Consider the following 20,140-nt stretch of genomic DNA (forward strand, 5'->3'; position numbering starts at 1 on the left):
CCTTGTTGGCAATAAAAGGGGGGGCATGATAACGCCTATATGCCCACAGGTTCGTTATCATGCGCGCCCGCGCCCGTGGCAGGTTCCAACCTGAACGGGCCGATCCGTCCGGATGTGGCATCTGTGCCACGCGGCCCCGCCCGCCAGCCCGGCTTCACCCCTCCGAACAGGACTGTTTTCCCATGACTGACAGCAACAACTGGTACATCGAACACTTCGAGCGCACGGGCTCGGCCATCGGCTACCGCATCACCGGCAAGCTGGACGAGGTGCAGTCGCCGTTCCAGAAGATCGAGATCTTCCGGACCACCGACTGGGGCAACCTGATGACCATCGACGGGGCCATCATGCTGACCAGCAAGGACAACTTCTTCTACCACGAGATGATCAGCCACCCGGTGCTGTTCACCCACGCCGCGCCCAAGCGCGTGGTGATCATCGGCGGTGGCGACTGCGGCACCCTGCGCGAAGTGCTCAAGCACAAGGGCGTGGAGAGCGTGACCCAGTGCGATATCGACGAGCAGGTGACGGTGATGGCGCGCAAGCACTTCCCGGAACTGTGCGACTCCAACGATGACGCGCGCGCCGAGCTGCTGTTCGACGACGGCGTGGCCTACATGGCCAACTGCCCGGCTGGCAGCGTGGACGTGGTGATCGTGGACTCGACCGATCCGGTCGGCCCAGGTGAAGGCCTGTTCAACAAGGCCTTCTACGCAAGCTGCTTCAAGGCCCTGAAGGACGACGGCATCCTGGTGCAGCAGTCCGAATCGCCGCTGATGCAGCTGGAGCTGATCAACGAAATGCGCACCGAGATGGGCAAGGCCGGCTTCGGCTCGTTCAAGACCCTGCCGTTCCCGCAGCCGTGCTACCCCACCGGCTGGTGGAGCGTGACCCTGGCGCGCAAGGGCGAAAGCAGCTTCGACTTCCGCCAGGCCGACTCGGCCGCCAAAACCTTCGAGACCCTGTACTACACCGCCGCGCTGCACACCGGCGTGCTGGTGACCCCGCCGTTCGTGCAGGCGGCGCTGAAGTAATGCGTGCCGACCAACGGTCGGCACCCGCCCATGCAAAAGAAAAACCCGCGCTGGCGACAGCGCGGGTTTTTTCATGTTCCGGTAGTGCCGGCCGCTGGCCGGCAACCTCATGTAACGATCAAAGCGCCCAGATACCGGCGATCACCGCCAACACCAGGCCCCACTTGATGACCTGATACGCCACCACGCTGCGCTCGCGCAGTGCCTTGGCCTTCAGGCGCACCTTGTAGACGCTGCCAAAGGCCTTGTTGACGCCACCGGTCGGGTCACCCGGCAGGTTCGGCGAGACACCACCGGCCAGCAGCGTGGCCGCCACCGCGCGGTTGAACAGGCCCGGCAGGCCGAAGCGCAGCGGGCGGGCGATGTCGCAGAACAGGATCACGCGATCATCCGGCGTCTCGTTGTGCGCGTGGTGGATGTAGGTCTCGTCGAACATCATCCACTCGCCGTCGCGCCAGCTCTTCTTGATGCCGTCCACTTCGATGTAGCAGCCGTCGTTGTTGGGCGTGGCCAGGCCCAGGTGCAGGCGCAGCGAACCGGCGAACGGGTCGCGGTGCGGGCGCAGTTCGCTGCCCGACGGCAGCTGCGCGAACATCGCCGCACGCACGTCCGGCAGCGACTCCAGCAGCGCCGTGGTCTTCGGGCACATCGCCTTGGCCGACGGGTGCGACGGGCCATACCACTTCAGGTAGAAGCGCTTCCAGCCACGGCGGAAGAACGAATTGAAGCCGGCATCGTTGAACGTGCTGGAGGCCGCGATCGCCTGCGCATCGCGCAACGCCAGCGCCTCGTCGCGGATCATCTGCCAGTTCTGACGCAGCGGCTCCAGCTGCGGGAATTCCTTGGCCGGGTCCAGGAACGGCGTGGTCGGCACCTTCGAGAACATGTACATGACCACGTTGATGGGGGCCATGAAGCTGGAATGGTCCAGCAGCTGGCGCGACCAGCGCGCGCGGACCTTGCCACGGAAGTGGATGTACAGCACGCAGGCGACGAACAGCGCTGCGATGACGATTTTGATGATCAAAGCACTTTCCTCCAGCCGCAGCCGGAACGGGAAACAGGGCGATGCACGGCCGGACGGCCAGCACCGGTGGGGACCGCGGCAGGGGACGGGGACGTGCCAGGAAGGGGCGGCCGCCGATGTCGCGAATTAACAGCTTATGGTCGGCAGGCCGTGCGTCGGGGTCAAGCTGGACGTGCGTGACGTTCAGCGGGCCGCGGATGAACGAAGCGGAGCGACACGCAACCTATTGATTCTGAGAGAACCATCGGCCAAGTGAGACATAATTGTCCGATTGAGCGCGACGAACTGTTCCAGCCACGACCCCGACATTTCTCCGACAAATCGTGGAATAGCGAACTGGCGAGTACTAAAATTAACGAAAACTTAGTAACTCCCTGTAACACCGGTTCGCTTGACGCTTTGCGCCACCCACCGGGTCGTCCGAGACCCCGACATGTATCTTCCTGCTCTCCCCCCCTCCTCCTGCGGCGATGACGCCGCCACCCCGCTGCTGCTCAAGCGCGGCGAACGCTTCCTGGCCCCCGACGTCTACCGCACTTGCCTGGACGGGCGCGAGGCGGTCATCAAGGACTATTCCCGCTACCGCGGCACTCCCGTTTCACTGATCGCGCGACTGATGGTGCGACGTGAAGCCCGCATGCTGCAGCGCCTCGGCGGCTGGAAGCATGCCCCCGCGCTGCTCGGCACCCTCGGTGGCCTGGCGCTGGGCATGGAGTTCATTCCCGGCCAGACCCTGAGCACTGCGCAGGCCGTGGGCAATGAAGTGTTCGAGCAGCTGCAGCACGCGCTCAGCCGTTTGCACGCCGCCGGCATTACCCATAACGACCTGCATGGCACAAATGTGGTGGTCAGTGGCGGCGTGCCGGTGCTGCTGGACTTCACCTCGGCCTGGCGGGCCCCGCGTTGGCTGCGCCGCAACCCACTGAGCCGCCAGATGCGCCGCAGCGACATGAAGAACCTGCTGAAGATCCGCCAGCGCGTAACCGGCCAGGCGCCGAATGCTGCGCAGGCCGCGCTCGTGGCCGACCCCGGCTGGGTCGCCGCCGTGCGCCAGGGCTGGAAGCGGTTCTACAAGTGGGCCAAGCGCCGGTAGGGGTCGAGCTTGCTCGACCGCTTTACCGCTCCTTGTAGAGTCGAGCCATGCTCGACTGCTCTTCCTGCATCGCGCGAAATGCAGTCGAGCATGGCTCGACTCTACAGAAACCGGGTTACAACGCGTCCGCGTCCAACTCACCGGTACGAATACGCACCACGCTCCCCAGGTCGTACACGAACACCTTGCCGTCACCAATCTTCCCGGTGCCTGCCGCCTTCACGATCGCCTCAACCACGGCCTCAACCTGGTCATCGGTCACCGCCACTTCCAGCTTCACCTTCGGCAGGAAATCGACCACATACTCCGCGCCGCGGTACAGCTCGGTATGGCCCTTCTGGCGACCAAAGCCCTTCACTTCCGTCACCGTGATGCCGGTAACCCCACGCTCGGCCAGCGCTTCGCGCACGTCGTCGAGCTTGAACGGCTTGATCACCGCCATGACCATCTTCATCGCTTATCTCCTGTCTTCCGGCGTGGAGGATAGCGCCTGAACACGGCCCGTGCGAAGCCGCTGCGGCCTGTCCGGGCAGTGGGTGCCGGCAGTATCCTTGTGCCCGAATGGCCTGCCCGCGCCGGATGCACGGGCCCACCCCCACGGAGCACCCCATGATCGACCTGAACCAAATCGATGACCTCGCCCGTCGCCTCAGCGACCTGGTGCCGCCGGGCCTGCGCGAATCGCGCGAGGAACTGCAGGCCACCTTCAAGAGCGCGCTGCAGGCCGGCCTGGCCAAGCTCGACCTGGTCACCCGCGAGGAATTCGAAGTGCAGCGCGCCGTGCTGCTGAAGACCCGCGAGAAGCTGGATGCGCTGGAAACCGCCGTGCGCGAACTGGAAGGACGCGGCACCGCAGAATGAAAAAAGGAGGCGCACCGCGCCTCCCACTATAGAGTATTTCCCGGATGGGGCCTTGCAGCAAGGCCCACCGGGCGCCCTAGACTCGCCGGCCTGTCGATCCGGCAGGACACGCAGGGGCAGTGCCGATGGCGCAGGACACCGAATGGACACCCGTTTCGCATGACACCTGCGACCAGGTCGCCGGGCCGTTCTACCATGGCACCCGCGCTGATCTGGCGGCGGGCGAGTTGCTGAGTGCGGGCTACCGCTCCAACTATCGCGACAGCGTGGTGATGAACCACATCTACTTCACCACGATTGCCAAGGGCGCCGGGCTGGCTGCGGAGATGGCCCGGGGTGAAGGGCGGCCACGCGTGTATGTGGTGGAGCCGACCGGGCCGTTTGAAGACGACCCGAACGTGACCAACAAGAAGTTTCCCGGCAACCCGACGCGGTCGTATCGGAGTGCGCAGCCGTTGCGGGTTGTGGGGGAGATTGTGGAATGGGAGCTTTACGACGCTGAATTCGTTCGGCAGTTGAGGGCGTTTGTTGCTTCGGGGAGTGGGGAGATCATCAATTGATGACCTACTGGCGTTGGGCGTTGCGCACTTCTTCATCGGCTTCATAGATGTCCAGCCCGAGCTCAATGCCGCGCTCACCAATGGCGAGCAGCGCGCGGGGCGAAAGCGAGACACCACCGTTGCTGCTGCCCATGAAAAGACCGCAGAACAGATCAGGCCGGAAGCGCGCCAGAGACTGCCATACGGCGAGATCGCCGGTGAGCTGATCGAGGATCTCGAAGATCTGCGCTTCCAGATCTTCAGGTTCACGCCGAGGGGCACTGAGTCGCCAGCTTCCGGTCCTGGCGGTACGCACGGAGCCTGATTGGCTGCCTCTGATTTCCTGGCCCTTGTGATGCGATGCAGTTGGAGTCGCTCCGAGCAAGGCACTGACTTCCTCGGGCAGGAGGTCGTCTCCGAAGAATCGGAGGGTTACCAGGGAATGATCGAATGCGGCCATGGGTATGCAGTTGTATTTTTCCGAATCTCTTCCAATCTGTACGTCTCATCGACGTCAGATCAGCTATCGGCCGCAAGCGGACCACCAGATGGGCAACAATTGTCTACAGTCCCCTGGGCGATTCAGGCCCAAAACAGATCTTCCCCGTCAGCCTAGAATTGATTACCGTTGCAAGAAGCCGAATGAAAATTTTACTTATACCGTGACTATCACTAGACACGGAAGTCAACGGCACATCGCTGATAGAACTGGAGCTCAGAAAGTCAGCGCTTGCTAAGCACCCTCAGCATCCATACCCAGGTCGTCGATAACAACTACGAAATCAAAGAATATGACCTCATACGACTTCAGAACACTGAACGACAAAGAATTCGAAGTTTTGTGCTGCGACCTGCTCAGCAGGATGCTCTCAAAGAACTTTGAACGTTTTAAACCCGGCAGAGACGGTGGAGTGGATGGCCGCTATTTCTCCCCAGATGGCGAGGTTGTTCTTCAGTGCAAACACTGGGTGAACACTCCCATTGATCACCTTATAAGACATCTTGAAAAATCCGAGGCTGCAAAAGTCGCCAAAATAAAACCAATCCAATACTTTATCGCGACTTCACTCCCGCTATCAAGAGCGGACAAGAATAGAATATTCAAGATATTTTCACCCTATATCGCATCAGAGTCTAACATCTTGGGCGCAGAGGATCTTAACGACATCCTCAGCAGGGAGTCGGAAGTTGAGCGACGCCACTACAAATTGTGGCTCGCGAGCACAACTGTTCTCCAGACGCTGCTCAATTCAGCGATTCATGGTCGCAGCGACTTCCTCCTTTCTGAAATCGTGGAGCAGAGGGCTCGTTACGTGCAAACTGGCAGTCACGATGCCGCCCTCACTAAACTTAATAATAAGAATGTCGTAATAATCACAGGAGATGCTGGAGTTGGGAAGACCACCCTCGCTCGAAACCTGCTCTTACCCTACGCGTCAGATGGTTATGAAATTTTCTCTATATCCGACAGAGTCGACGAGTCTGAAAGCGTTTTCCAGAAAGGGAAGCGGCAAATTTTTTATTTCGACGACTTCCTGGGGAGCAACTACTTGGATGCTATTTCAGGAGGATTCGGGACTCAGATATCTCAGTTTATCAGGAGAGTTAAATCAGACCCGTCAAAGCGATTCATCCTGACATCGAGAACCACGATTCTAAATCAAGGAAAGATGCTGATCGGAGCTCTGTCGGATCAGAACATCGCCAAGGATGAATTCGAAATATCGCTCCAATCCATGACCGTCATCGAGAAGGCGAAAATTCTTTACAACCAGATGTGGCATTCAGACATGGGTCACGAATACAGGGAGGAGATCTACAAAGACAAAAGGTACTGGGCTATAATTAATCACAAGAATTACAACCCGCGAATCATCTCTTATATAACCGACAGCCACCGACTGGAAGACATTCCAGTCGCTGAGTTCTGGCCCCACACACTAGAGATGCTGAACAATCCCGCCGATGTTTGGTCGCATCCGTTCGATGCACAGCACGACGACTATGGGAGAGCGCTCATTATATTGGTCGCACTTAACGGACGGGCAATTAGTCAGGGCGATTTGTCAGACGCCTACTACAGGCATGTAAATCGAAAATCATTTTCCTCAGCGAGGGGCCAGCAAGATTTCATTCGAAATCTCAGACAGCTTTGCGGCTCAATGCTAAACCGGACGGTTCACTCCAGCCGGGAAATCATAAGCCTCTTCAACCCTTCAATTCGAGATTTTCTACTTAGACGATATAAATCGGATCCGAAGGTTATTGGCGATGCCATTAGCTCATTAAGGACCACTGACTCACTAACCACCGCCATATCGCTACTCGCGAACTCAACCTTGGACAACAAATTCACCCGCACACTCCTAAGTTCAATTGCAGGTGACGCGGATGCCTCGGATTATGTCGGATACTCATCACTATACGTTGCTCGCCTATACACTTTCTTGTATAAGAATAATCGCACCGTCTCTGAGCATGACATAGCGCTAATAGGAAGAGCGTCAGCATTTGTCGATGCGGAGGATCTACCCCGACAGTTTGAAGAAATTATTGATCTGTACATTATTGCCAGGAGCCACGGGCTCTCTGCACCAATCTCGATTGATGCCTTCATTGAACAGGCATGCGACAAAGATCCTTCGATGGACGAGCTTAGCAAGCTCGCCAGCTTGATGGATGCGTCTGGCCGTGTGCCGGCAACAAACGGTACTTTCAGAGAGGCGGTTCTGGCCTTCTTTCTTGACCAAATTTATTATGAGTTCCCCGCCGAGGATGTGTTCGAAGGTCTCTCCTGGGATGAGGACTGGTGGGAAGCAAAGACGCAACTCAAGGATCAGCTCCGCTTGCGCCTAGAGAAAGTTGGATTATCTGAAGATGAAGACTTGGTGCTAGAGATAACCGACAGCTACGATTTTGATGATCAGGCGTACGGGTACTTCCGAGGCCGCGAAGAGGAGAATGATCGAAGCTATTACGGTGGCGGCAATATGGCCAGAGACATTGACGACTTGTTCGATAGAAGCTAGCTCCCCCACCAAGACGCAGTAGACAACCACCAATCGCACTCGGTGCCCGCTTCCGGCTAGGAGCGGACGCTCGCAATATCTCCAACCACGCCCAATCGCGAAGCAGTTTGGCCCTGAAAGAATTTTCGTGCCGGTCCCTACTTGAACAGCTCCAACAGATCCCTGTCTTCATGCCGTTGTTCCCACGTGGAGAGAAAACAGAAGCTCACACCACTTTGCATGGCAGCCTTCTGAAACCCGGCCAGTTCTTCCTTCGTGATCGGGTACTCCACCGGATCAAAGTGCAGAATCCCCCACGGCTTGACGAAAGAGAACCCGGGCAGGAGTTCCGAGAAGATCGCCTTGAGCAGGGGCCGGATATTCGAGAAGTCCTTGATCGGACCCGCGCGATTACCAAGCGCGTGGCACTGGCGACGGATGGTCCTGTCTCCACCCACCACGCGCGCAATGAAGTGGTCCTGGTGCACTCGAACGTAGATCAGCTGACGGCGAAAAATCCTCATCCCTTTCTCAACTCCACACGCTCAATAATCGTCCATGTGCCTGCATGCTCTTTCATCAATGCGCCGACTACGTCTCCAGCGCGCTCGAATTGCGGCGCACCAGGTACAACGCCACCAGGAATGGCCACAGCGAGTTGATCGACGAGAACAGGCGCTGGGTCAGCCCCCGATAGCCTTCCGGGTCCGCGCCAACCACGTTCAACCAGAGATAGACAATCCCCGCGATGCTCACCGCAGCGGTCACGGCGTACGCCCTTCGGTTGGCAGACCAGGCGCTCAATTCGATGTGCGACATCGCCGGTGCAATGATGTTTGCGATACCGATGGTGTAGAAGCCGTGCATCGGATGGCCCATGGGCCAGAGCCCGTTGGTCAGCATGGAGATGCCAAAGATCATCCAGCAGATCGCACCCACGGCAATCCGGCGGCCGGACTCCCGCCATGCCCCGATGGCAAATGCTACGAAGCCCACACCGGAGCCAATGGCAGCAATCCTGGCGCAGATGCTTGCGAGCGTCGGCGCCTGCAGCAGTTCGCTGGCGTGCTGTGCAAGCGGGTTGTAGCCCGGCGCGAATACGGCGGCAACGCTGGTCCAGAACAGGAACCACGGAAGCGGGACCAGACCCGCGCAGAGAAGCAGTCGGCTGCGGCGTGACACGTACGGTGGTCCTTGTTTGGCCTGTGCCAGTGGGTGGAATCCAGACGAACGCCGCAGAACCTTCCTACTGCGGGCAGGACGATTGTGAGTGACTACAGCAGTAGTCAGATTGCGCGCGGCACTCGGAAGGTTCAATAGGCAAGAAGTCATTTAAACCATCCAGCGGGTGTCGCAGCGGTTCGGTTGCATGAGCGATCACACATGTCCGATGGGCGAGTGCTGTCGCATTTGCCGCGCCTTACATCTCTGACGGAAGGTTCTGTCGACTCCGTTCCAGAAGTGCCGTTCCGCCTAGCACACCAAGGCTCTCGCCCCTTTCCACGCTATGCGACAATGCCGAAAACGTCTCGGGTTTTGGCGGCATTGACCCCTACCCCTTGGCATTCCCAACTACGTCAGGCAACTCTGGTATCGCCACCGAAAACGGGTGGCCGGGCCTCGAAAACCCGAGCTATTAGGATGTTGTTTGCACTTGCCAGCCGGCATCGCCTTGCGTGGTGTCGGCTGGCATTCCGTCTGCCGGCTATGGCGGGCGGGGCGTGGGGGCCTTGTGCCCGCCGGTTTCTTCCTAATAGCCCGGTTTTCGAGCCACGCTCTGCCCGCCACCTTTATCGGTGGCGGCTTCCGCCTGCTTGCACGGAGCCCGTCATGACCACGCCACACTCCCCGCCCCCGCGCCCCATCCAGGAAGCGCCCTCGGCCGCTCCGGCCCTGGATCCGAACAGCCTCATCGCCAGCCTGCACGCCATCGGCGCTGGCGCTGCGGCCGACGGACAGCCTTGGCCCGAGCGGCATCACCTGCGCAGCCGGCAGATGCAGTTGTCCGACGCCGACTGCGCGCTCACCGGCCAACGCATCGTGCAGGAGATCCTGCTGGCGGCCGAGCGCACGCGCCAGAACGGCGAGCCGGAGCAGTACGTGGGCGACCGGGTGATGGAGGGGCTGGTGATGGCCGACCTCGCGCTGACCGCCTTCATCCACGAGCGAATGCGACCCAAGGATTGAGCGCGCATATGGCGCGGCGTTTTCTGTCTGTGTGCGGAGTGACGAATGAATCGCAGCGCCCTCTTCTGCATTGTTCCGAACTTTCCCGGGATTCACGCGAATCGGGCACCTCGGGCACCGTTTCGGCGCAACTTGTGGCTGCACTGAAGCCCAGCTAGCATCGGTCCAACGGCTTTCCCGTTCTGCCCCCGCATCCATAGATGGACGCCCCCGTGACCGAATCGACCGCCACTGAAGTTTCAACCGAAGCCGCATCTCACAAGGGCGAATTCTTCCTGATCGACGCCGGCCTCCTGGGCAACGGTAAGGTTCCCGGTGTAGAGATCGCCAACGAAGAGAAGCTGATCGATCCGGGGATGAATGTCGTCTCGCGTCCTGACGGAACGCCAGACCAGTATCCGGAGCGTCCCCACCTGGTTCATGTACCTGAGAAGGGCGCAATGCCACGCGATCTGGAAGAGCTCGCAGGCATCTGGATTGTGTCGGAGCCGTTGAAGCAGCTGTTTGAACGGATGGACCCCGAAGCGTTTGCCTTTGTGGCCTGCGACTTCAGCCTTGCCGACGGCAGCCCCGGCCCTCGGTACTACCTGGGCAATGTGCTGCGCAGGCTCGATGCCCTGGATGAAGCCGCTTCCCGCGTGAGAATCAAGCTCGACCACAACTATCAGACCGGCGAGGACGAGAAGCTTTACAGCCTCGTTGGAGGAGCCAGCCTGGTGTTCAAACAGGACGTTGTGGGCGATGCCCATATCTTCCGCCAGGATCGCATGGGCGCACCGCCCATCTGCGACCGCGCGATGTTTGATGCATTGGCTGCGGCCAATTTCTCCGGCGTACGGCTGCGTGATGTAGCCGATCTCTAAGACGAGCTCCTTCAAACGGATTCTTGAACGAGGTGGTGCGCATGGCCGACACACCGGTTTTTCAGGGACACCATCTGATCGAACAGAATGCGTTCGAGCAAAGCCAACTGCTGAAGTCGCTTGCCAGGAGTGGTCATTTCACGCTCCACGGACCCAACAACATTCTCAACCTGCCCGCGAACCCCGCGCTGGCAACCCGCCTGGGTATTTCGCCACACTCAGGCGGCCCGTTGAGTGCCTACTCGGATCAACTGAAGTTCGTTCTCGAGGACCTCACGGAAACCTACGATGGCCGAACCCTGCTGGCGAAGGATTCTCCGCCGGATGTGCGCGCTGCCGCCGTCGAGCGTATGGGTGCCCGCATCCAGGACCTGGAATACACCCTTCGCGCCGGCATCCTCAACGGCGACCTGGTCACCAACACGCCCGAGAACATGACCGCGGCGGAAGCCAACGCCAAGATCCGCACCTTCTTCTCCGATCTGGACGGCTACCAGCGCACCCACGCCGCGCAGATTGCGGAACTGAAGACCCTCAACCCCTCCGAGTTGCGCTGGCGCGCTGTCACCCAGTCCGAAGCCAATGTGAAGGCGGCGCTGGATGCCATCGACGAACCCGGCAACTCGACCCTGAGCGAGCGCTGGGGTGGCCGCGCATCGATGGGCACCGCGATTCAGGAGGCCAACCAGGGCGGTCGCCTGCCGCTGACCGAGCACACCGCTGCCCGCGTACGCACTGCGTTCAACCCGGAAATGCCACTGACCATCGTGCGCCCTGGCCCGGCAAGCACGGCTCCGGAACTGGCTGGCTCTGCAGGGCGAGCGGGCGCTGCAGAAGGTGCCGCCGAAGCTGCCGCCGCGCGCGGACAGATTACCGGCGCCCGCGTACTCGGGGCCGCGGGCGTCGCCGCACTGGCCGTGGACTTCGCCATCACCGGCCACCGCGTGGCCGAGTTGCGCAGCGAGGGCAACGACGCCGGCGCAAAATCTGCGGCCACCCACTTCGTGGGGCGCACTGCGGGTGGCTTTGGCGGCGGCTTCCTGTTGGGCGCAGGGTACGGAGTCGTTACCGGCTCGTGGACCGGACCAGGTGCGCTGGCTACCGGACTGCTGGGCGGCGTGGCCGGCGGCTTCGCCGGTGAGTACTGGGCCCAGTACCAGGACAAGAAAGCCGTTTACACCCAGGTGGACCGCAGCGGCAACGAATGGAGCCGCGACCCGGAGGATGCAGAGGGCACCTGGAGCCGCAGCGTGCGCACACCGCAGCCCGACGGAAGCTACCGCGAGATCACGATGGTCGCCGGTGGCCGGCTGGTGGACGAGCTGAACTACAAAGCCGCCAACGACTCCTATTCACTGGGCATGGCCAACCTGCCCAAGCCGCAGAACCCTTTCAAGCTTGATGCAAGCGGCGAGAGCATGCCCCCGCGCGAGCCGTTTGAAACCAACCGACACTACGTGCGCAATCCGCACAACGGCGAATGGAACCTCTCCATCCACTCAATGATTGATGGACGCGTCCCCTTTGACTACAGCGTGCCCGTCGGCCCGGAAAAGTCCGACCAACTGGAACGGGAATCGCAGCGCATCATTGCCCAGAACGCCTTGAACACGCCGGAGGCGCTCGCCGCCCGTTACCAGGTGGCGTTCAACCAGTACAACTGGCACGAGTTCGCCACCATTGAGCCGGTACCGGAGGTGATCACCAACGCGCTGACCCAGACGCAGCCCCTGCGCGCCTCCAACGGCGAGAAGTACACGCAGGATGCCAACGGGCAGTGGCAAACGCCGGGTTGGGTGTATGGCACCAACCCGGCCGAGGGCAGCATCATTGAGGAGCTCAATCGTACGCGCCAGAGCCAGCAGGCCGGCGTACAGGAGCTGACGTCCATGGCCGACATCGCCCGGGCCAACCCCACGCCGACCGAGTACGGCCTGCGCAGCCAGGTGGTGGACGCCTACCGTAGTGCCGGCATTGTGCGCAGTGCCGAAGAGATTGATGACGCCGTAGCCGCCGTTGCCCAGGATCACGCACGCGCCGTGCCCGACTTCGGCACGTTCACGCTGCAGGTACAGAAGGATGGCTCGCTGGCCACACTGGCTGGGAAAGATGACGAGCGCATGCAGATCGTTTCCGTCACCACGCCAGAGGAGATTGCTCAGGCACACGTGCGGCGCACGACCTCAGAACAAGAGCAGCAACCTGCGGGCGTCGCACCGGATGCACCTTCGCCACACACCTCCAGGCCTGCCACGCAGCACGACGCTGACGTAGACCGGCACCACAGCACAGCCCTGCGCCCAGGTGGCAGCGGGCTGCTGGAGCAGTTGCGCTCGTCGGTAGCCATGCTGGATGAAAGGAACAACAAGCCGTGGGACCAGAGCAGCGACCGCCTGCTGGCCAGCGCCTACCGGCTTGCGGCAGAAGCCGGGTTCAAGCCCGGCGACACAGTAGACATGGCATTGAGTGAAGCCACCGAAACCCGTGCTGCGGGTACCACGCTGTTCGTGACGCGCTCCGGGCTGGGCGCGTCATCAGACCCTGCCGCCAACCGGGTGCAGATGCCAACACAGGACGCCTTGGCGATCGCACCGGAGCAGCAATATGCAGCGGCCAACCGGAGCCTCGGCGCTCAGGACCGGGAGCAGTCGCAGCAGCTGGCGCAAGCGCAGGAGCGGCAGCAGGAAGAGAGCCGGCAGGGGCCGCGGATGGGCTGATGGCAGCGGTTCTGGCTGATCAACGTCGATCCACTTGATACCGGGCGAGTTCCGGCGCTCACGTTGCAGAGACTGGGTGCCGCGAAGGAAGAAGGCTGGCTCCAGGCACCTGTCGGAATCCTCCTAGCTGCGTCGCCAACAATCCCCGATATCCCTGCGCAGAGCACCTGCCGCACCATCAAGCGTCTCTTCGCAGGAACCCACACATGAGCCTGGCGCTGGTCCACAGCCGTGCCCGCGCCGGGGTCGATGCCCCACTGGTGCGGGTGGAAGTGCACCTCTCTGGCGGCCTGCCTGCCACGCAGATCGTGGGCTTGGCCGAGACCAGCGTGCGCGAATCGCGCGAGCGCGTGCGTGCTGCCCTGCTCTGCGCGCGCTTCGACTTTCCGCAGCGGCGCATCACGTTGAATCTCGCGCCGGCCGACCTGCCCAAGGAAGGCGGCCGCTACGACCTGGCCATTGCACTGGGCATTCTAGCGGCCAGCGGCCAGGTCGATCCGCAGTCGCTGCTTCAGTACGAATTCCTGGGCGAGCTTGGCCTGACCGGTGAACTGCGGCCGGTAGCCGGAGCGCTGCCGGCCGCGATTGCGGCAGCAGAGGCAGGGCGCATTCTGGTGGTGCCACCCGGGAATGCGGCAGAAGCAGCTCTGGCCGAGCACGCTGATGTGCGAGTGGCGCGCACGCTGCTGGAATGCTGCGCTGGGTTGGGGAACCCACGCCTGCTGCCGCCCGTAGAGCGCGTGGACACGACGCCGTTACCGCTGCCCGATCTGGCCGACGTGCGCGGGCAGGCGCATGCACGACGCGCATTGGAAGTTGCCGCAGCGGGTGGGCACCATCTGTTGTTGATCGGCAGTCCAGGCTGCGGCAAGACGCTGCTGGCCTCACGCCTGCCCAGCCTGTTGCCGGACACCGAGGAAGTCGAGGCGTTGCAGCTGGCTGCGATTGCCTCAGTCAGTGGCGAAGGGTTGGACCCAAGACGATGGCGGCAGCGGCCCTTTCGGGCGCCGCACCACAGTGCCAGTGCGGCGGCGCTGGTGGGTGGCGGCAATCCCCCCTGCCCCGGTGAAATCTCGCTGGCCCATCATGGTGTCCTTTTCCTCGATGAGCTTCCAGAGTGGAACCGCAGTGCGTTGGAAACCCTGCGCGAGCCGCTGGAGTCCGGCCACATTCGCATCGCCCGCGCGGCGCGCAGCGTGCAGTATCCGGCGCGGTTCCAGCTTGTGGCAGCGATGAACCCCTGCCCGTGTGGCTGGGCCGGTGACCGCAGCAATCGCTGCCTGTGCAGCGATGAGCGGATCAACCGCTATCGCGCACGCGTGTCCGGTCCGTTGCTGGACCGAATCGATCTGCATATCGGCGTGACGCGCATGGATGCGGTGGAGCTGCGCGAGAGCACGCCGCTGGGTGAGCCCAGTGCATCGGTACGCGCACGGGTGGAAGCCGCGCACGCCCGGCAGCAGGCGCGTGGCGGGCTCAATGCCCATCTGCCACCGGCGGCGCTGCGGGCGTGCACGAAGCTGAGCGAGGCCGATCAGGATCTGTTGGAGCAGGCGATTGAGCGTCTGCAGCTTTCTGCGCGGGCGATGCACCGGATTCTGCGGGTGGCGCGCACGATTGCTGATCTGGCGGGTTGTGAAACGATCCAGACGGCGCATCTGGCTGAGGCGATCGGTTACCGGCAGTTGGATCGGGGAAAGCCTTAGAAATGCCGGTCGGGTTGGCTCTTGGTGGAGTCGACCGTTGGTCGACTCGCGCGCGAAGCGCGGCCTTCTGTGAAGTAGATGCAAAGAGCGGTCGACTAACAGTCGACCCCACCAAGGGCAGGCATCACGCCGCGGAATCCACCCGCCCACGCCTCGCCAGCAACGCCACCCGACGGCTGACCAGCGCGTGCAGCTCCGCCAGCTCCGACGCCCGGTCAGCCGTCATGTTCCCGCCGAACAACACCCGCGACAACGCCGCCTCGTCGCTGTCGTCCGGGTGCTGCCACCGGTCCCGGTACACCTTCTGGCACACCAGCCAGGCCCGCCGCAGCCCGCCACCGGGCAACGGACGCACCACGCGCTCGTAGACGTGCCAGAACTGGTACTCGGCCTGCAGGTCGATCACAGGCGCTGCGGACAGCGCCTGCCGGGGCCGTCCCGGGCTCCGGATGTCGAACAACGGTGATCGCGGGTTGTACTGAGCCATGTAGACAGGATGACCCAGCAACATTGTGGGAACCTTGCGTCGCCGCCAGAAAATCGCTGCCCATTGCGCAAGACGGGTTTCTGGATGGGTTTGGGGTCGGATCCCTTTGCACCGCAAAGGGCTCTGACCCCGCCCTTCGTTACCTCAGAACGCCATCGACGTACTGAACATCAGCTGCCGGGGCGCGCTGCGCTGCAGGGTCTGGTAATCCCCCGAGAACGACGACCCGGCGATGGTGGCGGTGCCGATGTTGTGGCGGTTGAACAGGTTGCTCACGTCCAGCCGCAGCTCGAGCCCCGGCACCGCGCTGTCCGCACCGAAGCGGTAGGCGGCATAGGTGTTGACCTGCCAGAAGGTCGGCACGCGGATGTCGTTCTCGTAGGTGAAGGGCTGGCGCAGATAGGAGGTGCTGGTGGCACCGAAGCGCCAGTCACCGAAATGCGCCGACAGGTCGCTGACCAGCGAGATCTGCGGGTAGCCCGGCTGGGCGTTGCCCTTGATCGGGTACACCGTGTCGCCCACCACGAAATCGCTGTCGTAGTACGAACGGGCCACGGCTACGCCCTGGTAGAACTGCAGGTGATCGGTCAGGTCGGCGGTGATGCCCAGGTCGGCACCGATCACGTGCATCTTCGGCATCAGCCGCACGGTGTTGATCTGCGCGAACTGGGTGCCGATGGCCGCCGACAGCAGGCGGTTGCGGATGTCGTTGTAGAACACATCGCCGGTGATTGTCAGCCGGTCGAAGCGATGCGACGCGCCGACGGTCAGGTTCCAGTTCTTCTCCGGGCGCAGCGTGCCGGCCACGCGGTCGAACTCTTCCTGGTCGGTGATGGTCCACGCCGAGGCGGTGTAGCCGATGTTGCCGCGCTGGGCCACGCGGTAGCCGTTCATGGTGTTGGCCAGGTCGATGAAGGCATCGGTGGATTCGGTCGGGCTCCAGAACAGCGAGACATGCGGCAGGAAGTTGCTCTTCGCGCGCAGCGTGCCGTTCACCGGCCGGTCCTTGGCATCACCCAGGCCGCCACCGCTGGTGCGGAAGTCCACGGCCTTGAAGCCAACGCCCAGCTTCAGCGTGTCGTTCAACACGATGTCGTCCTGCAGGTAGAACTGGCGCGAGCGGGTCACCCAGCTCGATGCGTTGTCGGTCTTGAACGCGGGGCCATACACATCGAACGGGCCGGTGGCCTTCAGCGGCGGGCCCTCGCCCAGCAGCGGCTGCTGGTACCACTCGGTCTTGGCCGCGGCCTTGCTCTTCTCCTGCCAGAAGCCAGCGGTGAAGGTGTGCGCGCCGGTCTCGAACTGCAGGTTGAGCATGCCGCCCAGGCGATTCACACGCGGCGTCTGCACCTGTTCGGAGAACGGTGCGCCGTTGGGCGACGGCACGGTCGGATCGGTCAGCGTGGCCTGGGTGTGGCTGTTGGCGTTGTACAGCTGCACGTTGCCACTCAGGGCCGGGGTAATCTGGAAGCGATGGTTGATCGAGGACACGCGGTCGCGGGTGATCTGGCCGGTGTCGTACGGGATCAGTTCGGACAGCTCACCGCAGGTATAGGCGCCGCAGGACTTGTCCGCATTCTCCGGCGAGGCCACGTACCACGCCCAGGCATAATCGGGATAGAAGATGTCGGCCTTCCAGCCCAGCTTGCGGATCATGTCGAACGAAATGTTGTTGTAACCCCAGACCTTGGCCTTGCTGTCGGACAGGAACACGGTGAAGTCGCCCCAGGCAACGTCCTGCTGCAGCTTCAGGTCGCCGCGCAGGAAGTTCTGGGTGCCCTCGCCCTGGTACTTGTCGGCGGACACGCGCTGCAGGTCGACCAGCACCTTCGGGCCGTGCTCACCGAGTTGGCCGCTCTGCCCGGACACGGTGGTGACCAACGTGTTGTTGCTGCCCACGCCCTGTTTCACGCGCAGGCTGGACGTGTCCTGCAGCTCGCGCAGGCGGTATTCCAGGCTGCCGCCGTTGACGCTGCTGGAGAACACGCTGACCGGTGCGCCGCCGGGGCTGACCGTGATCGCGCCGATGCCATCGGGCACGCCCACGTTCACCACGCTGGTGCCGGTGAGCGAGAGGAAGCCGTTGTCGTTCAGTGGCACGCCTTCGAAGGTGATGCCCATTTCGTTCATGCGGAAGCCGCGCACGAACAGGCTGGTGGCCGAGATGTCCAGGCCCAGCCCGTCGGTGGCGGTGTAGCTGGCGCCGGGTACCTGCTTCAGCATGGCCAGGCCGTTGTTGCCGGTGACCATCGCGTCGAGGTCTTCCGCCTTGATGATGTAGCGGTTGGGACCGACCACCTGGGTGGGTGCAACGGCGGCGCCGCGCGGCGTGGCGATCACCTGCAGCGCGTTCAAGGTGGTGGGGGTGTCATGTGCTGCGTCGTGCGTTTCTGCGGCATACGCCGGTGCGGCGATGGCCGTGATGATGGCAAGGGCGAGGCGCGTCGTGGGTGGGGTGTTCATGGGCAGATCCAGGGTGCAGGGAGAGAGCGGCGCAGGCGCACGCCCAGCACGTTGCAGCACCGGTGTCGGCGCTTTGGCTGGCGATGCGATTGCGTTGAGGGAGTGACGGCGCGGTGCGCGCCGGTCAGCAGACGAGGACGATCATCTGCTGCGGGATTCGATGGGGTGATTTCGACGTGCGAAATTCTTGCATCGCACTGCCGCATTCGCCATTGCGCGGTGGTACAGCGCGGATGGCGATGGGGATGGGTGGGCTATACGTGGGTATAGCCTGGGTCGGCGCATACGGTGCGCGTGTGCCAACCAAGGTTGGCGCCTACCGGGGCGGATGGGGTCTGGTAGAGGCCGACCTTGGTCGGCGCTTGCCGCTTGTGTGTGCCAACCAAGGTTGGCACCTACCGGGGCGTGCAAGGTTGGCACCTACCAGGGCATAGGGGCGCGCGGTTACTGCAGGACGAAACGCTCAATGGCGCGCGCCACGCCTTCGTCTGCATTGCTGGTGGTCTCGAACCGCGCCACCGCCTTCACCGCGTCGATGGCATTGCCCATCGCCACGCTGGTACCGGCGTACTGCAGCATGGTCAGGTCGTTCTCCTGGTCGCCGATGGCCATCACGTTGGCGCGGTCGATGCCCAAGTGCTCGGCCAGCTTCTGCAGGCTTGGGCCCTTGCCGGCGCGGTGGTCGAACACTTCCAGGAAAAACGGTGCGCTCTTCAGCACCGCGAAGCGCTCGGTCAGTTCGCTGGGCAGGCGCGCGATGGCGGCATCCAGCACGTCGGGCGCGTCGATCATCATCAGCTTGATGAAGGACATCGACGGGTCCATGTCTTCCACGCGGCGATAGGACAGCGGCATCCGCGAGAGATGCGAGTCGGCCACGGTGTAGTAGCTGATGTCCTGGTTGGGCGTATACATGCGCCGGCTGTCCAGCGCCTGGAAGTGCACACCCAGGTCTCGGGCCACCTGCTCGCAGAACAGGAAGTTGTCGAAGCTGAGCGGATACTCGACCACGGTTTCGCGCGTGCCGATGCGCTGCACCAGGCCACCATTGCAGGCGATGCAGTAGTCGTCGTCGCCGGTGATGCCCAGCTCGTGCAGGAACGGTGCCAGGCCGGGAACCGGGCGGCCACTGGTCAGCACGATGTGCACGCCCAGCGCGCGCGCCTGCGCGATCGCCTGCTTGGCCCGGACGGTGAGCGTGTGGGTGGGGTCCAGCAGGGTGCCATCCATGTCGATGGCGACCAGTTCGATGGTCGATTGCCTGCGGCCCATGTCCATTGCGTTCAACTCGTGCGGGGCACGCCAGTTTAACCCCTCATGCCCGGTTCACCTCTTTGCCCACGTTGGCCGGGATACTGCGGGAGCCTGTGCGTCCCCCACCGCAGGACGGCCCGCTGACCGCCCTTCCCTGGAGAACCTTGCGACGCATGACCTACCGTGCCCCCGAAACCAATGACAGCGCGCCCCTGGCCGAGCAGATCGAGCAGATGATCGACGAGCTGCCCGGCGACCAGGTCAGCGTCGGTACCCTGCTCAGCGCACTGGGCGATGAAGGCCTGCTGCTGATCGTGATCCTGCTCTCGGCCATCTTCATCATTCCGGTGTCGATTCCCGGGCTGAGTACCGTGTTTGGCGCCTCGATCCTGCTGATCGGCCTGAGCCGGGTGCGCAACCGCCCGCTGTGGGTGCCGCAGAAGCTGGCGCGCCGCGAGATCGCCACCGACAAGCTGAAGGCCAACCTGGGCCGTGCGCTGAAATGGGTGCACCGCATGGAGCGGCTGTCACGGCCGATGCGGCTGGCGGTGATGGTGCGCTCGAAGAAGATGATGCGCCTGAACAACCTGATGCTGGTGTTCGCGACCCTGCTGCTGATGGCGCCGGCCGGGCCGATTCCGTTCAGCAATACCTTGCCGGCGCTGGCGCTGATGTCCTTTGCGATCGGCTTCATCCAGCGCGATGGTGCGGCGGTGGCGGCTGGTTATGGTTTCGTGGTGGCTACGGTGGTGTATTTCGGCGTGCTGCTGGGTGGCGTGGGGTTTGCCGCCGAGTCGGTGTTCAGTGGATTCCGCGCTGCGCCTTCGGAAATGTAGCGCCGAGCCCATGCTCGGCTGCTTATGGCCTTCTGTAGAGTCGAGCCATGCTCGACTGCTGCTGG

The 20,140-nt window shown here is 62.5% G+C and carries 18 protein-coding genes; 10 read left to right on the plus strand and 8 right to left on the minus strand.

Going from position 1 to position 20,140, the window contains the following annotated elements:
* The first annotated feature begins 182 nt into the window (after window positions 1–182).
* Window positions 183–1,034, plus strand: coding sequence for a polyamine aminopropyltransferase (gene speE, locus SMAL_RS19140; RefSeq protein ID WP_012512350.1), 852 nt, complete (start codon window positions 183–185; stop codon window positions 1,032–1,034).
* Window positions 1,035–1,152: 118 nt separating this feature from the next.
* Here the strand turns inward: speE and SMAL_RS19145 are convergent, their stop codons facing one another.
* The gene (locus SMAL_RS19145; protein ID WP_041864692.1) at window positions 1,153–2,058 is read right to left on the minus strand and encodes an aspartyl/asparaginyl beta-hydroxylase domain-containing protein; all 906 of its coding nucleotides are present in this window, start codon (window positions 2,056–2,058) and stop codon (window positions 1,153–1,155) included.
* Between the two features lie 436 nt (window positions 2,059–2,494).
* On the opposite strand from SMAL_RS19145, the gene SMAL_RS19150 reads away from it, so the two are divergent.
* Window positions 2,495–3,154: an RIO1 family regulatory kinase/ATPase domain-containing protein gene (locus tag SMAL_RS19150; protein ID WP_012512352.1), complete on the plus strand. Its 660-nt coding sequence runs from the start codon at window positions 2,495–2,497 to the stop codon at window positions 3,152–3,154.
* Between the two features lie 115 nt (window positions 3,155–3,269).
* On the opposite strand, the gene SMAL_RS19155 is transcribed toward SMAL_RS19150, so the two are convergent.
* Window positions 3,270–3,608 carry a P-II family nitrogen regulator gene (locus tag SMAL_RS19155; RefSeq protein WP_005411374.1) on the minus strand — a complete coding sequence of 113 codons (339 nt, stop codon included), beginning with the start codon at window positions 3,606–3,608 and terminating at the stop codon, window positions 3,270–3,272.
* A gap of 155 nt (window positions 3,609–3,763) precedes the next feature.
* Between SMAL_RS19155 and ubiK the strand changes: the two genes are divergently transcribed.
* Window positions 3,764–4,015, plus strand: coding sequence for a ubiquinone biosynthesis accessory factor UbiK (gene ubiK / locus SMAL_RS19160; RefSeq protein ID WP_012512353.1), 252 nt, complete (start codon window positions 3,764–3,766; stop codon window positions 4,013–4,015).
* 125 nt (window positions 4,016–4,140) lie between these two features.
* The gene (gene arr, locus SMAL_RS19165) at window positions 4,141–4,575 is read left to right on the plus strand and encodes an NAD(+)--rifampin ADP-ribosyltransferase (RefSeq protein ID WP_012512354.1); all 435 of its coding nucleotides are present in this window, start codon (window positions 4,141–4,143) and stop codon (window positions 4,573–4,575) included.
* 4 nt (window positions 4,576–4,579) lie between these two features.
* Here the strand turns inward: arr and SMAL_RS19170 are convergent, their stop codons facing one another.
* A complete protein-coding gene (locus SMAL_RS19170) occupies window positions 4,580–5,014 on the minus strand; it encodes a DUF4279 domain-containing protein (RefSeq protein WP_012512355.1) in 435 nt (144 codons plus the stop codon).
* Between the two features lie 331 nt (window positions 5,015–5,345).
* Between SMAL_RS19170 and SMAL_RS19175 the strand changes: the two genes are divergently transcribed.
* Window positions 5,346–7,583 (plus strand): nSTAND3 domain-containing NTPase, encoded by a 2,238-nt coding sequence (locus tag SMAL_RS19175; RefSeq protein ID WP_012512356.1) that lies wholly within the window; start codon window positions 5,346–5,348, stop codon window positions 7,581–7,583.
* 137 nt (window positions 7,584–7,720) lie between these two features.
* Here SMAL_RS19175 and SMAL_RS19180 read toward each other — a convergent pair whose 3' ends face one another.
* Window positions 7,721–8,086, minus strand: a complete 366-nt coding sequence (locus SMAL_RS19180; protein WP_012512357.1) for a hypothetical protein — start codon at window positions 8,084–8,086, stop codon at window positions 7,721–7,723.
* A 67-nt stretch (window positions 8,087–8,153) separates the two neighbouring features.
* The gene (locus SMAL_RS19185; protein WP_012512358.1) at window positions 8,154–8,744 is read right to left on the minus strand and encodes a DUF998 domain-containing protein; all 591 of its coding nucleotides are present in this window, start codon (window positions 8,742–8,744) and stop codon (window positions 8,154–8,156) included.
* A 648-nt stretch (window positions 8,745–9,392) separates the two neighbouring features.
* Here SMAL_RS19185 and SMAL_RS19190 point away from each other — a divergent pair.
* The 4 genes from SMAL_RS19190 (at window position 9,393) to SMAL_RS19205 (ending at window position 15,035) form a co-directional block, all read left to right on the plus strand.
* Window positions 9,393–9,749 carry a hypothetical protein gene (locus tag SMAL_RS19190; protein ID WP_012512359.1) on the plus strand — a complete coding sequence of 119 codons (357 nt, stop codon included), beginning with the start codon at window positions 9,393–9,395 and terminating at the stop codon, window positions 9,747–9,749.
* A gap of 200 nt (window positions 9,750–9,949) precedes the next feature.
* The gene (locus SMAL_RS19195) at window positions 9,950–10,612 is read left to right on the plus strand and encodes an imm11 family protein (RefSeq protein WP_012512360.1); all 663 of its coding nucleotides are present in this window, start codon (window positions 9,950–9,952) and stop codon (window positions 10,610–10,612) included.
* A gap of 41 nt (window positions 10,613–10,653) precedes the next feature.
* Window positions 10,654–13,329: an XVIPCD domain-containing protein gene (locus SMAL_RS19200; RefSeq protein WP_012512361.1), complete on the plus strand. Its 2,676-nt coding sequence runs from the start codon at window positions 10,654–10,656 to the stop codon at window positions 13,327–13,329.
* A gap of 206 nt (window positions 13,330–13,535) precedes the next feature.
* The gene (locus tag SMAL_RS19205; protein WP_012512362.1) at window positions 13,536–15,035 is read left to right on the plus strand and encodes a YifB family Mg chelatase-like AAA ATPase; all 1,500 of its coding nucleotides are present in this window, start codon (window positions 13,536–13,538) and stop codon (window positions 15,033–15,035) included.
* A 124-nt stretch (window positions 15,036–15,159) separates the two neighbouring features.
* Here SMAL_RS19205 and SMAL_RS19210 read toward each other — a convergent pair whose 3' ends face one another.
* From SMAL_RS19210 to yidA, 3 genes are all read right to left on the minus strand, one after another.
* A complete protein-coding gene (locus SMAL_RS19210) occupies window positions 15,160–15,546 on the minus strand; it encodes a hypothetical protein (RefSeq protein WP_012512363.1) in 387 nt (128 codons plus the stop codon).
* A gap of 120 nt (window positions 15,547–15,666) precedes the next feature.
* Window positions 15,667–17,985 carry a TonB-dependent receptor gene (locus SMAL_RS19215; RefSeq protein ID WP_012512364.1) on the minus strand — a complete coding sequence of 773 codons (2,319 nt, stop codon included), beginning with the start codon at window positions 17,983–17,985 and terminating at the stop codon, window positions 15,667–15,669.
* 444 nt (window positions 17,986–18,429) lie between these two features.
* Window positions 18,430–19,263: a sugar-phosphatase gene (gene yidA / locus SMAL_RS19220; RefSeq protein ID WP_012512365.1), complete on the minus strand. Its 834-nt coding sequence runs from the start codon at window positions 19,261–19,263 to the stop codon at window positions 18,430–18,432.
* Window positions 19,264–19,412: 149 nt separating this feature from the next.
* On the opposite strand from yidA, the gene SMAL_RS19225 reads away from it, so the two are divergent.
* On the plus strand, window positions 19,413–20,075 hold the full coding sequence (locus SMAL_RS19225; RefSeq protein WP_012512366.1) for an exopolysaccharide biosynthesis protein: 663 nt from the start codon (window positions 19,413–19,415) through the stop codon (window positions 20,073–20,075).
* The last annotated feature ends 65 nt before the right edge of the window (window positions 20,076–20,140 follow it).

Source organism: Stenotrophomonas maltophilia R551-3 (assembly GCF_000020665.1).
Classification (GTDB): domain Bacteria; phylum Pseudomonadota; class Gammaproteobacteria; order Xanthomonadales; family Xanthomonadaceae; genus Stenotrophomonas; species Stenotrophomonas maltophilia_L.